This window comes from Extensimonas perlucida, from assembly GCF_007655255.1.
GTDB lineage: Bacteria > Pseudomonadota > Gammaproteobacteria > Burkholderiales > Burkholderiaceae_C > Extensimonas > Extensimonas perlucida.
In genome coordinates, this window is sequence record NZ_VMYE01000013.1 from 69,851 (window position 1) to 83,541 (window position 13,691).

At 62.9% G+C, this 13,691-nt stretch carries 14 protein-coding genes; 11 read left to right on the forward strand and 3 right to left on the reverse strand.

Translation table 11 applies throughout. From position 1 onward, the window contains the following. Nucleotides 1-139: 139 nt before the first annotated feature. From FK527_RS11725 to FK527_RS11775, 11 genes are all read left to right on the forward strand, one after another. Entirely contained in the window at nucleotides 140-712 is a 573-nt protein-coding gene (locus tag FK527_RS11725; RefSeq protein ID WP_144733931.1) for a DUF2238 domain-containing protein, read from the forward strand. Beyond that, the gene (plsY, locus tag FK527_RS11730) at nucleotides 709-1,392 is read left to right on the forward strand and encodes a glycerol-3-phosphate 1-O-acyltransferase PlsY (RefSeq protein WP_246072766.1); all 684 of its coding nucleotides are present in this window, start codon (nucleotides 709-711) and stop codon (nucleotides 1,390-1,392) included. The genes FK527_RS11725 and plsY overlap by 4 nt, the downstream gene beginning before the upstream one ends. 26 nt (nucleotides 1,393-1,418) lie before the next feature. Next, nucleotides 1,419-1,820, forward strand: a complete 402-nt coding sequence (locus FK527_RS11735) for an RNA-binding S4 domain-containing protein (RefSeq protein ID WP_144733991.1) — start codon at nucleotides 1,419-1,421, stop codon at nucleotides 1,818-1,820. A gap of 239 nt (nucleotides 1,821-2,059) precedes the next feature. After that, nucleotides 2,060-2,830: an ABC transporter ATP-binding protein gene (locus FK527_RS11740; protein WP_144733934.1), complete on the forward strand. Its 771-nt coding sequence runs from the start codon at nucleotides 2,060-2,062 to the stop codon at nucleotides 2,828-2,830. Between the two features lies 1 nt (nucleotide 2,831). Next, nucleotides 2,832-3,599: an ABC transporter ATP-binding protein gene (locus FK527_RS11745; protein ID WP_144733937.1), complete on the forward strand. Its 768-nt coding sequence runs from the start codon at nucleotides 2,832-2,834 to the stop codon at nucleotides 3,597-3,599. A gap of 56 nt (nucleotides 3,600-3,655) precedes the next feature. Beyond that, nucleotides 3,656-4,870 carry an ABC transporter substrate-binding protein gene (locus tag FK527_RS11750; protein WP_144733940.1) on the forward strand — a complete coding sequence of 405 codons (1,215 nt, stop codon included), beginning with the start codon at nucleotides 3,656-3,658 and terminating at the stop codon, nucleotides 4,868-4,870. Nucleotides 4,871-4,905: 35 nt separating this feature from the next. Continuing rightward, nucleotides 4,906-6,099: an ABC transporter substrate-binding protein gene (locus FK527_RS11755; RefSeq protein ID WP_144733943.1), complete on the forward strand. Its 1,194-nt coding sequence runs from the start codon at nucleotides 4,906-4,908 to the stop codon at nucleotides 6,097-6,099. 58 nt (nucleotides 6,100-6,157) lie between these two features. Further along, the gene (locus FK527_RS11760) at nucleotides 6,158-7,354 is read left to right on the forward strand and encodes an ABC transporter substrate-binding protein (RefSeq protein ID WP_144733946.1); all 1,197 of its coding nucleotides are present in this window, start codon (nucleotides 6,158-6,160) and stop codon (nucleotides 7,352-7,354) included. A 75-nt stretch (nucleotides 7,355-7,429) separates the two neighbouring features. Beyond that, nucleotides 7,430-8,314: a branched-chain amino acid ABC transporter permease gene (locus FK527_RS11765; RefSeq protein WP_144733949.1), complete on the forward strand. Its 885-nt coding sequence runs from the start codon at nucleotides 7,430-7,432 to the stop codon at nucleotides 8,312-8,314. Nucleotides 8,315-8,326: 12 nt separating this feature from the next. Next, nucleotides 8,327-9,319, forward strand: a complete 993-nt coding sequence (locus tag FK527_RS11770) for a branched-chain amino acid ABC transporter permease (RefSeq protein WP_144733952.1) — start codon at nucleotides 8,327-8,329, stop codon at nucleotides 9,317-9,319. 143 nt (nucleotides 9,320-9,462) lie between these two features. Beyond that, nucleotides 9,463-9,888, forward strand: a complete 426-nt coding sequence (locus FK527_RS11775; protein ID WP_144733955.1) for an Hsp20/alpha crystallin family protein — start codon at nucleotides 9,463-9,465, stop codon at nucleotides 9,886-9,888. A gap of 24 nt (nucleotides 9,889-9,912) precedes the next feature. Here the strand turns inward: FK527_RS11775 and miaA are convergent, their stop codons facing one another. The 3 genes from miaA to gdhA are packed head-to-tail and all read right to left on the reverse strand — an operon-like array spanning nucleotide 9,913 to nucleotide 13,503. After that, entirely contained in the window at nucleotides 9,913-10,902 is a 990-nt protein-coding gene (gene miaA / locus FK527_RS11780) for a tRNA (adenosine(37)-N6)-dimethylallyltransferase MiaA (protein ID WP_144733958.1), read from the reverse strand. After that, nucleotides 10,899-12,113, reverse strand: a complete 1,215-nt coding sequence (locus tag FK527_RS11785; protein WP_144733961.1) for a multidrug effflux MFS transporter — start codon at nucleotides 12,111-12,113, stop codon at nucleotides 10,899-10,901. The genes miaA and FK527_RS11785 overlap by 4 nt, the downstream gene beginning before the upstream one ends. 46 nt (nucleotides 12,114-12,159) lie before the next feature. Then, nucleotides 12,160-13,503: an NADP-specific glutamate dehydrogenase gene (gdhA, locus tag FK527_RS11790; RefSeq protein ID WP_144733994.1), complete on the reverse strand. Its 1,344-nt coding sequence runs from the start codon at nucleotides 13,501-13,503 to the stop codon at nucleotides 12,160-12,162. Nucleotides 13,504-13,691 lie beyond the last annotated feature (188 nt).

Sequence of the window (13,691 nt, forward strand, 5' to 3'; positions counted from 1 at the left end):
TCAGATTCCAATTTCCGGTTTCATGATCGCAGCGTCCGCGTGAATGGTCAAAGCGCATCCTGCCGTCCATCAGGTTTCGAAGGGCAAGCGTTGCCAAACGGCGCGGCGGCCTTTTCGTGAGAACAGGCCGCTGCAGCGGATGGTGCTGTGGCTGGCCGCCTTGTGGGTGTTCACCGCGATCGCCCCACGCTATCCGCGCGACTGGCTGCTGGAAAACCTGCTGGTGTTTGCAGCCTGTGGCCTGCTCGCGCTGACGTACCGGCGCTTTGCCTTTTCCAACCTCTCCTACGGTCTGTTTACCGTGTTTCTGTCGCTGCATCTGGTCGGTGCGCACTACACCTACGCCGAAGTACCGCTGGGTTTCTGGCTCCAGCGCGCGCTCGGGCTCTCGCGCAACCATTACGATCGCATCGTGCATTTCGCTTTCGGCCTGCTGCTCGCCTATCCGCTACGCGAGCTGCTTTTGCGCGGTGGCGGCTTGCGGCGCAGCTGGTCTTATGGCATGGCGGTGGTGACGGTGGCGGGCCTCAGCGGTGGCTACGAGGTGATCGAAGCCGTCGCCGCGATGCTCGTGGAGCCGCAACTCGGCGTCGCCTATCTGGGCACGCAAGGGGATATGTGGGACGCCCAGAAAGACAGCCTGCTGGCCATCTTCGGTGCCGCACTCGCGATGCTGTGCGTGCGGTTTTGTCCTTGGAAGAGATTCGTGTGAACGCTCCGCTTTCTTTTTTACTGCCCCTTTTGGCCGTCGTTTTGGCCTATTTGATCGGCTCTTTGTCTTTCGCCGTGCTCGTCTCGCGCACCCTGGGGCTGGACGATCCGCGCACCTATGGCAGCGGGAACCCCGGCGCGACCAACGTGCTGCGCTCGGGCAGCAAGGCCGCCGCCGTCGCCACGCTGGTGCTCGACGCCGCCAAGGGTTGGCTGCCCGTGGCGCTGGTGCGTTGGTGGGGCAAGCCCTACGGTTTCGAGGAGGGCACGCTGGCGCTCGTGGGGCTGGCGGCTTTTCTCGGGCATTTGTGGCCGGTGTTTTTCCGCTTCCAGGGCGGCAAGGGCGTGGCCACGGCGCTCGGGGTACTGCTGGGCGTGAGTGGCTGGCTCGGGCTGGCGGTGGCGCTGACCTGGGTGCTCGTGGCGTTCGTGTCGCGCTATTCCTCGCTCGCGGCGCTGATAGCCGCGGTGTGCGCGCCGGTGTATTACCTGCTGCTCGACGGCGTGCTCTGGAATGCCGACAGCCGTATCGCAGTCGCCATAGGCGCCATGGCTTTGCTGCTGATCTGGCGGCACCAGGAGAACATCGAGCGCCTGTTGCAGGGGACGGAATCGCGTTTGGGCCAGTCGTCCAAGGGCGGCAGCAGTACGCCTGGCGCTGACCACACGCATCGGCGTTGAGTATGTCCACGCAAGCGCTACCAGGCATGCGCCTGGACAAATGGCTCTGGTGCGCGCGCTTTTACAAGACGCGTGGCCTTGCCGTCGAAGAAATCCACAAGGGCCGCGTCAGCGTCAACGGCCAGCCGGCCAAGCCCGCGCGCGAAGTGCGGCCCGGCGACACCGTGCTGCTGCGCCAGGGACCGGTGGTGCGCGAAGTCCTCGTGCGCGCGCTCAGCAACCAGCGCGGGCCGGCCGCCGTGGCGCAGCAACTCTACGAAGAAACCGCACAAAGCCTCGCCACCCGCGCGCAGGCCGCCGAGCAGCGCCGCCTCGCCCCCGAGCCTGCCGCCAGCCTCAGCGAAGGCCGCCCGACCAAGCGCCAGCGCCGCGATTTGGAGCAGCTGCGCAGTTGGGGCGACCGCTGGAGTGCATCGATCGACGGCTGATTGCTTTTAGATTTATAGCTTCTTGCGCTTACCAGTATGGCCTTAAGTGGCAAAAAGACCATTATTTCTCAGGCACAAGTTTGTGCCGCGCCATCCGCATTTGCCCCAATGCGGCTTTGCAGCAAAAGCCGTTAGGATGCGCGCTACCGTTGGCAAGGGCCGAGTCCAGGCCGTGCATCTTGCCCTGCCTGCGGGGCGCAAGCCAATCTTTCCACCCCCCACGGAGTAGCCAAGGCGCCATGAGCGACGTCATCCTCGAAACCCGCAAGCTGACCAAGGAGTTCAAGGGCTTCACCGCCGTCAGCCAGGTCGATCTGGCCGTGCGCAGGGGCTCCATCCACGCGCTGATCGGCCCCAACGGCGCGGGCAAGACCACCTGCTTCAACCTGCTGACCAAGTTCCTCGAACCGAGCTCGGGCAGCATTTTTTTCAACGGCCACGACATCACGGCCGAGAAGCCCGCACAGATCGCGCGGCGCGGCGTGATCCGCTCGTTTCAGATCTCGGCAGTGTTTCCGCACCTCACGGTACTCGAGAACGTGCGCGTGGGCCTGCAGCGCAAGCTCGGCACCGAATTCCACTTCTGGCGCAGCGAACGCACGCTGGATCAGCTCAACGACCGCGCCATGCAATTGCTCGCCGAGGTCGGCCTCGAAGACCTGGCCGACGAGATCACCGTGAACCTGCCCTATGGCCGCAAGCGTGCGCTCGAGATCGCCACCACGCTGGCCATGGAGCCCGAGCTCATGCTGCTCGACGAACCCACGCAAGGCATGGGCCACGAGGACGTCGATCGCGTCACGCGCCTGATCAAAAAGGTCTCGGTAGGGCGCACCATCCTCATGGTCGAGCACAACATGAAGGTGGTCTCGACCATCGCCGACCGCATCACCGTGCTGCAACGCGGCGCCGTGCTCGCCGAGGGCTCGTATGCCGAGGTTTCGAACGACCCGCAGGTGATGGAGGCCTATATGGGCACGACCGACGGCCAGCTGCAAGGAGCGCACTGAGATGGTCACCACCGTATCCCCTCCCGCGCCAAGCGTTGCGCGCACTGCGGCTGGCAAGTCCACGACGCCTGCGCTCGAAATCAGCGGTCTGCACGCCTGGTATGGGGAATCGCACGTGCTGCACGGCGTCGATATGCGCGTGGAGCATGGCGAGGTCGTGACGCTGCTCGGGCGCAACGGCGCCGGGCGCACGACCACGCTGCGCTCCATCATGGGCCTGGTGGGTGCGCGCAAGGGTTCGATCAAGATCAACGGCACCGAAACCATCCACCTGCCCACCTACCGCATCGCGCATCTGGGTGTGGGCTATTGCCCCGAGGAGCGCGGCATCTTCTCGAGCCTGAGTTGCGAAGAAAACCTGCTGCTGCCGCCCGTGCTCAAAACCGGCACGCCCGGCATGTCGCTCGAAGAGATTTACGCCATGTTCCCCAACCTCGCCGAGCGCCGGCACAGCCAGGGCACGCGCTTGTCGGGCGGCGAGCAGCAAATGCTCGCGGTGGCGCGTATCTTGCGCACGGGCGCGCGCCTGCTGCTGCTCGACGAAATCTCCGAGGGCCTCGCACCCGTGATCGTGCAGGCGCTGGCGCGCATGATCACCACGCTGCGCGAAAAAGGCTACACCGTGGTCATGGTGGAGCAAAACTTTCGCTTCGCCGCGCCGCTGGCCGACCGCTTTTACGTCATGGAGCACGGGCGCATCGTCGAGCAATTCGCCGCCGCCGAACTCGACGCGAAGATGCCGGTGCTCAACGAGTTGCTCGGGGTGTGAGCGTTCTCCATGCCCGTTGTTCGCTTCCCTTCCACTTCACTTCCAAGGTCGCAAGCATGAAACATTCTCTACGCAAGCTGGTTTCTCTCCTGGGCATCGCGGGCCTCGTCGCCGTGGGCCCGCTCGCACACGCGCAGGACAAGGCGCAGGACAAGGTGAAGATCGGCTTCATCACCGACATGTCGAGCAACTACGCCGACGTGGAGGGCAAAAATGGCGCCCTCGCCATCCAGATGGCGATCGACGACTTCGGCGGCAAAGTGCTCGGCAAGCCTATCGAGCTGCTGACCATGGACCACCAGCACAAGCCCGACCTCGCCGCAACCAAGGCACGCGAATGGATAGACACGCAGGACTTGACCATGCTGTTCGGCGGCAGCAACTCCGCCGTCGGCCTGGCGCTGGCCCGCGTGGCGGCGGAGAAAAAGCGCGTTTACATGGTCAACGGCGCCGGCGCCTCGCAGCTGACCAACGAACAATGCAGCCCCTACACCGTGCACTACGCCTACGACACCGTGGCGCTGGCCAAAGGCACGGCGGGCGCCGTGGTCGAGCAAGGCGGTAAAGATTGGTTCTTTCTGACTGCCGACTATGCTTTTGGCAGCGCCATGGAGCAGGACGCGACCAAAGTCATCAAGGAAAAGGGTGGACGTGTGCTTGGCAGCGTGCGCCATCCGCTCAATGCCTCGGACTTTTCGTCGTTCCTGCTGCAGGCACAAAACTCCAAAGCGCAGATTCTGGGCCTTGCGAATGCGGGCGGTGACACCATCAACGCGATCAAGGCGGCCAAGGAATTCGGCATCACCAAGACCATGAAAATCGCCGGTATGCTGGTGTTCCTCACCGACGTTCATTCGCTGGGTCTCAAGAATACCGAAGGTTTGCTGCTGACCACCAGCTGGGACTGGAATCTCAACGAGCAGACGCGCGCCTTCGGGCGTAAATTCTTTGCCAAGACCAAGCGCATGCCCACCGACATCCAGGCGGCAGATTATTCGGCGACCATGACGTACCTTAAAGCCTTGGAAGCGGCCAAAACCACGGACGCAGACGCCGTGATGGCAAAAATCAAGTCCATGCCGATCAATGATTTTTATGCCAAAGGCTACGTGCGCGCGGATGGTCGCTTCATGCATGACATGTACCTGATGCAGGTGAAGTCGCCCGCCGAATCCAAGGAGCCGTGGGATTATTACAAAGTGGTCGCCAAATTGCCCGCAGAGCAAGTGTTCACGACCAAAGCCGAAAGCAAATGCGCTCTTTGGAAATGAAGCGAAATTGAGGACAAAAATCACAGGAGACAAGAATGGGGCATATCCAGCACGCCAGCGTGGCGATTTCTCTGCTTGCCGCATTTTGCGGGCTGGCTGCGGCGCAAGAAAAAATCAAAATCGGCTTCATCACCGACATGGCCAGCAACTACGCCGACGCCGACGGCAAAAACGGCGCGCTGGCGATTCAGATGGCAATCGACGATTTTGGGGGCAAGGTGCTGGGCAAACCGATCGAATTGCTCACGGCCGACCACCAGCAAAAGGCTGACGTGGCCGTGTCCAAGGCGCGTGACTGGATCGACAACCAGGGCCTTACGATGCTCGTGGGCGGCACCAACTCGAGCGTCGCACTCGCGTTGGCCAAGCTGGCGGCAGACAAAAAGCGCGTTTACATGGTCAATGGCGCGGGTACCTCGCTGCTGACCAACGAGCAATGCAGCCCGTATACCGTGCATTACGCCTATGACACCGTGGCGCTGGCCAAGGGTACGGCCGGGGCCATCGTCGATCAAGGCGGCAAGGACTGGTTTTTCCTGACCGTGGATTACGCCTTCGGTACGGCGATGGAAAAGGACGCCGCCAAGGTCATCGAGGCCAAGGGCGGGCGCGTGCTCGGCAGCGTGCGCCATCCGATCAATGCGTCGGATTTTTCCTCCTTTTTGCTGCAGGCACAAAACTCCAAAGCCAAAATCCTGGCCTTGGCCAATGGCGGCGGCGACACCATCAACGCCGTCAAGGCTGCCAAGGAATTCGGCATCGACAAAACCATGAAAATGGCAGCGATGATGATTTTCATCACCGATATCCAGGGCCTGGGTTTGAAAACTGCCGAAGGGCTGATGTTCACCACGAGCTGGTACTGGGACTTGAACGAACAGACGCGCGCTTTCGGGCGCAAATTTTTCGCCAAAACCAAGCGCATGCCATCCGATCTGCAGGCGGCCGATTATTCTTCGGTCATGACGTACCTGAAGGCCGTGCAGGCCGCGAAAACCACCGACGCCGATGCCGTGATGGCCAAAATCAAGTCCCTGCCGATCAACGATTTCTACGGCCAGGGTCGCGTGCGCCCCGATGGGCGTTTCGCCCATGACATGTATTTGATGCAGGTAAAAGCACCGGCGGAATCCAAGGAGCCGTGGGACTATTTCAAGCTGCTCGCCAAGCTGCCACCAGAGCAGGTTTGGACGACCAAGGCGGAGAGTAAATGTTCACTGTGGCAATGACTCCCACAAGGAGTCTTTGCCGAAATTTCACCCCCGTATTTTCAATAAGGAGATCGACATGAAGAAACATTACCACCGCATTGCCCTTGCATGCTTGCTGGCCGCTGTCGGCAGCAGCGCCGCCATGGCGCAAGACAAGGTCAAAATCGGCTACATCTCCGATATGTCCAGCCTTTACGCCGACGTCGAGGGCAAAAACGGCGCGGTCGCGATCCAGATGGCGATCGACGATTTTGGCGGCAAGGTGCTCGGCATGCCGATCGAACTGCTCACCGTCGATCACCAGAACAAGGCCGACATCGCCGCCGCGAAGGCGCGCGAATGGATAGACACGCAGGGGCTGACCATGGTGTTCGGCGGCACCAATTCGGGTGCCGCACTCGCCATGGCCAAGGTCGCACAAGAGAAAAAGCGCGTGTTCATCAATAACGGCGCCGGCACCTCGGCGCTGACCAATGAACAGTGCAGCCCCTACACCGTGCACTACGCCTACGATACCGTGGCGCTGGCCAAAGGCACGGGCGGCACCATCGTCGAAAACGGCGGCAAGACATGGTTTTTCCTGACGGCTGACTATGCTTTCGGCCACGCGCTCGAAGCCGACACCAGTGCCATCGTCAAGGCCAAGGGCGGCACCGTGCTGGGCTCGGTGCGCCATCCGTTGAATGCGTCGGATTTTTCCTCGTTCCTGCTGCAGGCGCAAAACTCCAAGGCGCAGGTGCTGGGCCTGGCCAATGCTGGGGGCGACACGATCAACTCGATCAAGGCTGCCAAGGAATTCGGCATCACCAAGACGATGAAGCTCGCCGGTCTGCTGATTTTCTTCAGCGACATCCACAGCCTGGGCCTGCGCAACACCGAGGGCCTGCAGTTCACCACGAGCTGGTACTGGGACATGAACAACGAGACGCGCAAGTTCGCCGACCGCTTCATGCAGAAAACCAACCGACGCCCGACCGAGATCCAGGCCGCAGACTACTCGGCCACGATGAACTACCTCAAGGCCGTCGAAGCCGCCAAGAGCATAGACGCCGACAAGGTCATGGCAGCGTGGCGCGCCATGAAGATGAACGACTTTTTCGGCTCGGGCTACCTGCGCGCCGACGGCCGCTACGTACACGACATGTACCTGATGCAGGTCAAGTCGCCCGCCGAGTCCAAAGGCACTTGGGACTACTACAAGCTCATCAAAAAGCTGCCCGGTGAGCAGGTGTTCACCACCAAGGCCGAGAGCAAGTGCGCGCTCTGGAAGTGATCCTGCGTCGCCGCGGCGCGTGCGCCTGAATCGATTTGGCGGCGCGCTCTACCCACACCTTTTTGCAGCGAACCCATGCAAATCTTCGGCATCTCTTTGCCCGGCCTGTTGAGCCAGCTCCTTTTGGGGCTGGTCAATGGCTCGTTCTATGCCATCCTCAGCCTGGGGCTGGCGGTGATCTTTGGCCTGCTCAACGTCATCAACTTCGCACATGGCGCCCTGTTCATGATGGGCGCGCTGTTCACCTGGATGGCGGCGACCTATTTCGGCGTCAACTACTGGGTGATGCTGCTGGTCGCGCCGCTGCTGGTGGGGGTTTTCGGCGTGCTCATAGAGCGCCTGCTGCTACGCTGGATCTATAAGCTCGACCACCTCTACGGCATGCTGCTCACGCTCGGTCTGACGCTGCTCGTCGAAGGTTTTTTCCGCTCCCTCTACGGCGTGTCGGGCCTGGGCTATGACACGCCTGAATTGCTGCAAGGGGCTACCGACGTCGGCTTCATGATGCTGCCCAACTACCGTGTGTGGGTGGTGCTGGCTTCGCTCACCGTGTGCATCGCCACCTGGTTCGTGATCGAAAAAACGCGCCTGGGTGCCTATCTGCGCGCCGGCACCGAGAACCCGCGGCTCGTGGAGGCCTTCGGGGTCAATGTGCCGGTCATGATCACACTGACCTATGCCTTCGGTGCCGCGCTCGCCGCGTTTGCGGGTGTGCTCGCTGCGCCCGTTTACCAAGTTACTCCGCTCATGGGGCAAAACCTCATCATCGTCGTGTTTGCGGTGGTCGTGATCGGGGGCATGGGCTCCATCATGGGCTCCATCATCACCGGGCTGGGCCTCGGGGTGATCGAAGGTTTCACCAAAGTGTTCTACCCCGAAGCATCTTCCACCGTGGTTTTCGTCATCATGGTCATCGTCCTCCTGATCCGCCCCGCGGGCCTGTTCGGCAAAGAAAAATAAGGGGCTGACGACATGACTTTCCACCGCATTTCCATTCTGGGCTACGGCCTGCTGCTCGTGGGCCTGTTGCTCGCACCGCTGCTCGGTGCCTATCCTGTGTTCATGATGACGCTGCTGTGTTTTGCGCTGTTCGCGTCGGCTTTCAACCTGCTGCTCGGCTATACGGGCATGTTGTCGTTCGGGCACGCGGCGTTCTTTGGCGGAGCGGCCTACGTCGCGGGCCATGCGATCAAAGTATGGGGCCTCACGCCCGAGGTCGGCCTGCTGCTGGGCACGGCCAGCGGCGCCGTGCTGGGGCTCATCATGGGCTACCTGGCCATACGCCGCCAGGGTATTTATTCGACCATGATCACGCTGGCGCTGGCGCAAATGCTGTTTTTCGTGTGTCTGCAAGCGCCTTTCACGGGCGGTGAAGACGGCCTGCAGGGCGTGCCGCGCGGCAAGCTTTTTGGGCTGCTCGACCTCCAAAGCGACCTGCTGATGTACTACGTCGCGCTCGCCGTGGTCGTGGCGGCGTTCCTGCTGATCGTGCGCACCATCCATTCGCCGTTCGGCCAGGTGCTCAAGGCCATCAAGGAGAACGAACCGCGTGCGATCTCGCTGGGCTACGATACCAACCGCTTCAAGCTGCTGGCTTTCGTGCTCTCTGCCGCTCTGGCGGGGCTGGCTGGCTCGCTCAAGACCTTGGTGCTCGGTTTTGCCACGCTCAGCGACGTGCACTGGTCGGCTTCAGGCCATGTGGTGCTGATGACCCTGGTCGGTGGGCTCGGCACGCTGGCGGGGCCGCTCGCGGGCTCCACCGTGGTGGTGCTGGTCGAAAACAAAATCGGCGAGCTGGGTTATTTTCTGGCGAGATTGACGGGCGTGGAGTGGTTTCAGACCCTGGGTGAGTCCGTCTCCATCGTCACGGGCCTGATCTTCGTCGTGTGCGTGCTCGCGTTCCGCCGCGGCATCATGGGGGAGTTCGTTGCTTGGGTCACGCGCCGGCGCGCGGCAGCGAAGTAAGGCAGCACAAGCCTGGTTTTGTGCCACGCCAAGTGGCGCCACCATGGCCTTCGCGGCGGGCTTGAAATCCGTCGCTCAACTTCCAATTGAAACGCAGTGCCCGGCGTGGTGCCGGGCCGTTTCAGACCCTGAAAGGAAGTGCCATGAGTTCTCTCGTTCCACGCAGCATTTTCGATGACTTTTTCAAGGATTTTGCGCCCGCTTTTTACGTGCGCCCGCTGCACGGTGATGCCTTGCCGGACCCGTCAAAAATCAAAATCGACGTCAAGGAAGACGACGCCGCCTACACCGTGCATGCGGAAATCCCCGGCGTTGCGAAAGACGATATCCAGGTCTCCATCGACGGCAACGTCGTGAGCCTGCGCGCTGAAGTGCAGCAGAAAGACGAAAAGAAAGAGGGCGAGAAGGTTTTGCGTTCCGAGCGCTATTACGGCGCCGTGGAGCGCAGCTTTCAGTTGCCTGCCGATGTCGATGCGGCCCAGGCCAAGGCCAAATACGACAACGGTGTTTTGACGCTCACTTTGCCCAAGAAGCAATCGGGTGCAACGCAGCGTCTGAAAATCGAGTGATAGTTACGGCTGCTATTTGATTTTTCAAAAAGGCAGCCGTTCCATCACTGCCTGCACCAATGTCTCGGTGGCAGCGGCTTGGTCGCAGGCAATGGTGTGGCGCTCTGGCATGGCGCGCAGCCAGGTGATCTGGCGCTTGGCGAGTTGGCGCGTCGCGGCGATGCCGCGTTCTCGAAGGTGCGAGAGGTCGAGTGGAGCGCCGCTTTGTGCCTCGGCATCGAGCGCTTCCCATGCTTGGCGGTAGCCCACGCTGCGCATTGAAGGCAAGTCTGCGTGCAGGTCGCCACGCGCACGCAAAGCGCGCACTTCATCGAGGAAGCCTGCCGCGAGCATCGCGTCAAAACGCTGCGCGATGCGCGCATGCAGCCAGGCCCGGTCTTTCGGTTCCAAAGAAAAAACGGCTGTAGCGCTTTCTGCACCTGCGCTGGCAGCTCTTTTTTTGGAAGTATGCAGGCTTGAAAGCGGCTGGCCCGTCAACTGCCAGACCTCGAGCGCGCGCTGGATGCGCTGGCTGTCGTTGGGGCTCAGGCGCGCCGCCGTGGCCGGGTCTATGCGCGCAAGTTCGGCATGCAGCGCGGGCCAGCCCAGCGCGGCAGCGCGCGCGTCGATGGCAGCGCGCACGCCGGCGTCGGCCGGGGGCAGGGCATCCAGGCCCTCGAACAAGGCCTTGAAATACAGCATGGTGCCGCCCACGAGCACGGGCAGTGCGGCGCGCGCGCGGATTTCGGCGATCAGCTTGCGGGCGTCGTGCACGAACTCGGCGGCGCTGTAGGCTTGGTGCGGCTCGCGGATGTCTATCAGGTGGTGCGGCACCCGGGCGCGCTCGGTCGGCGTCGGCTTGGCCGTGCCTATGTCCATGCCGCGATAAACGAGCGCCGAATCCACGCTGATGATTTCGACCGGAACGCGCTGCGCAAGCGCTTGCGCCAAAGCCAGCGCCGCCGCCGTCTTGCCCGAGGCCGTGGGCCCGGCGATTGCGAGCAAGGGCAGGGAGGAGAAAGATGCAGACGTCATGCCGATTGGGGCTCGCCAAAGCGCGGCACCAGCGTCCAGGCGATCAGCGCCAGCGCCACGGCACTTACCCCAATCCCTTGCACGAGCGGCCACACGCTGCCGTCGAGGTGCGCGCCCACCCAACGGCCGATGCCAAACGCGACCAGCATGGTGATGCAGCCGTTGCAGGCCGATGCCACGCCCGCAGCCTGCGGAAAAGGCCCGACCGCGCCCGTCTGCCCGCAGGGCTGGTGGATGCCGTGCCCCAGCATGAATAGGTAAAACGGCGCGAGCAAAGCCCAAGCCTTGTGCCAGCCCAGCAAGGCTACGGCAGCGACCAGGCCGCCGCCGCAAAGGCTCAGCAGACCGCCTATGGCCACCGTGCGCCGCAAGCCTACGCGCAGCAGCAGGCGCCGGCACAGCAAGGTGCCCAGCAGATAAGCGAAGGCGTTGGACAGCAGCGCCGCGCCATATTGCGTGCGCGTGAGCCCCAGCACGTCGATGAACACGAACGAAGAAGCCGCCAAAAAGGTGAAAAGCCCGCCATAGCTCGCCGTGGTCAGCAGCGAGAACGCCCAGAACGTGGGGTGGCGCAACACCTGGGCCCAGGTGCGCACGAGCACGGCCGGCTGCAGCGCGCGCGGATTGCGCTGCTGCAGCGTTTCGGGCAAATAGCGGGCAATCAGGCCGAGCGTCATCAGCGCATAGACGCCAAGCGCCGCGAGCGCCGCGCGCCAACCCAGCCATTCCGTCAGCAAAGCACCGAGCAGCGGACTCAGGCACGCGACCACGCCCAGCCCGGTGAGCGCCTTGGACATGGCGCGCGCGCCCGCCAGCGGCAGGTACAGGTCGCGCACGATGGCGCGCCCCGTCATCACGACGGCGCCCATGGCCGCGCCCTGCACGACGCGCCACGCAATCAGCCATGCCATCGAGGGCGCCGCCACACATGCCACGGAAGCCGCGCAGTACGCCGCCAAACCCGCGAGCAGGATGGGGCGGCGCCCGTAGCGGTCCGACAGCGGCCCCCACAGCAGTTGCGTGCCGCCGAAGGCCAGCAGCAAGCCGCTCAGGCTCAGCTGCGCCGCCGCCACGGGCGCCGCAAGGTCGCGCGTGAGCGCGGGCAGCGCAGGCAGGTACAAGTCAGTGGTGACGGGCTGGATGCTCAGCAGCAAGGCGAGCAGGACGATCGCAAGGCCAGGGTGCAGGGTGGCGGGGAAGGATGCGGGCATGCGCAGAGCGTAGCAGACAGGTACGCTAACGCGCGCGCCTCACACCTCACAACACGCCTTGCGCAAGCATGGCGTCGGCCACCTTGACGAAGCCCGCAATGTTTGCGCCATCGAGGTAACTCACGCTGCCGTCGGGCCGCTGGCCGTATTGCAGGCAGGCATCGTGAATGCCTTGCATGATCTGCAGCAGGCGCGCATCGACTTCTTCGCGTGGCCAAGACAGGCGCGTGGCGTTTTGGCTCATCTCCAGCCCCGAGGTGGCCACGCCGCCCGCGTTGCTGGCCTTGCCGGGAGCGTAGAGCACGCCGGCGGCCTCGAAAGCCTTGGCGGCCTCGATCGTGGAGGGCATGTTGGCGCCTTCGGCAACGCAGAGCACGCCGTTGCGGATCAGCGTTGCCGCGTCTTTCTCGTCGAGCTCGTTTTGCGTCGCGCAGGGCAGGGCGATGTCCACGGGCACATGCCAGGGGCGCACGCCGGCCTCGAAGTGTGTCCCCGTACGCGCGGCATAGTCGCTCACGCGGCCGTAGTGGTGGTTCTTCACGTCCATCAAAATGGCCAGTTTCTCCGGCGTGAAGCCGTCTTGATCGATCACGGTGCCGCTCGAATCCGACACCGTGACCACCTTGGCACCGAGCTGCATGGCCTTTTCCACCGCGTATTGGGCCACGTTGCCCGAGCCCGAGACCGACACGCGCAGCCCCTCGAAAGTGCGGCCCTTGCGCTTGAGCATTTCGTTGGCGAAATACACCGTGCCGTAGCCCGTGGCCTCAGGGCGGATCAGTGAACCGCCAAACGACAATCCCTTGCCGGTGAACACGCAGTCGGCGCGGTTGCTGAGCTTTTTGTACATGCCGGCCATGAAGCCGACTTCGCGCCCACCCACGCCGATGTCGCCCGCAGGCACGTCGGTGTCCGAGCCTACGTGGCGGAACAGCTCGGTCACGAAAGCCTGGCAAAAGCGCATCACCTCGCCGGGGCTCTTGCCCTTGGGGTCGAAGTCGGAGCCGCCTTTGCCGCCGCCCATGGGCAAGGTGGTGAGCGCGTTTTTGAAGGTCTGCTCGAAGGCCAGAAACTTGAGCACCGACAGATTGACCGAGGGGTGAAAGCGCAAGCCGCCCTTGTAGGGGCCGATCGCCATGCTGTGCTGGATGCGGTAGCCGCGCTGCACCTGCACGCGCCCGTGGTCATCGACCCAGGAGACGCGGAACATCACTACGCGCTCGGGCTCGACCAGGCGCTCGAGCAAGCCATGTTCGGCGTAGCGCGGATGCGCGCTGATGAACGGCCACAGGCTCTCCATGACCTCGGTGACGGCTTGCAGGAATTCGGGCTGTCCGGGGTTGCGCTGTGCCACTTGGGCCAGGAAGCTGCCGACGGATTCGTAGGGCATGGGCATGGGCGGACTTTCTCCAGAAAAGTTTGTGACGAAATAACGATGAAAAGCCGCCCATTATAGACCCGGCAATTAAGGGTTGAGTTTCGATCATCCGCCCTCAGCTACAGGGCATGGACAAAGAAGACGGACGCAAGCTGCCGCGGCAAGCGCAGCATGAAAGACGCAAGCAGGCGGTGCGGCTG

Bases quoted from the DNA above. Each gene is read 5' to 3' on its own strand.
- FK527_RS11725 (WP_144733931.1), top strand. From the start codon at position 140: ATGGTGCTGTGGCTGGCCGCCTTGTGGGTGTTCACCGCGATCGCCCCA.
- FK527_RS11735 (WP_144733991.1), top strand. From the start codon at position 1,419: ATGCGCCTGGACAAATGGCTCTGGTGCGCGCGCTTTTACAAGACGCGT.
- FK527_RS11745 (WP_144733937.1), top strand. From the start codon at position 2,832: ATGGTCACCACCGTATCCCCTCCCGCGCCAAGCGTTGCGCGCACTGCG.
- FK527_RS11760 (WP_144733946.1), top strand. From the start codon at position 6,158: ATGAAGAAACATTACCACCGCATTGCCCTTGCATGCTTGCTGGCCGCT.
- FK527_RS11785 (WP_144733961.1), bottom strand. From the start codon at position 12,113: ATGCCCGCATCCTTCCCCGCCACCCTGCACCCTGGCCTTGCGATCGTC.
- FK527_RS11770 (WP_144733952.1), top strand. From the start codon at position 8,327: ATGACTTTCCACCGCATTTCCATTCTGGGCTACGGCCTGCTGCTCGTG.
- FK527_RS11740 (WP_144733934.1), top strand. From the start codon at position 2,060: ATGAGCGACGTCATCCTCGAAACCCGCAAGCTGACCAAGGAGTTCAAG.
- FK527_RS11750 (WP_144733940.1), top strand. From the start codon at position 3,656: ATGAAACATTCTCTACGCAAGCTGGTTTCTCTCCTGGGCATCGCGGGC.
- miaA (WP_144733958.1), bottom strand. From the start codon at position 10,902: ATGACGTCTGCATCTTTCTCCTCCCTGCCCTTGCTCGCAATCGCCGGG.
- FK527_RS11775 (WP_144733955.1), top strand. From the start codon at position 9,463: ATGAGTTCTCTCGTTCCACGCAGCATTTTCGATGACTTTTTCAAGGAT.
- gdhA (WP_144733994.1), bottom strand. From the start codon at position 13,503: ATGCCCTACGAATCCGTCGGCAGCTTCCTGGCCCAAGTGGCACAGCGC.
- FK527_RS11765 (WP_144733949.1), top strand. From the start codon at position 7,430: ATGCAAATCTTCGGCATCTCTTTGCCCGGCCTGTTGAGCCAGCTCCTT.
- FK527_RS11755 (WP_144733943.1), top strand. From the start codon at position 4,906: ATGGGGCATATCCAGCACGCCAGCGTGGCGATTTCTCTGCTTGCCGCA.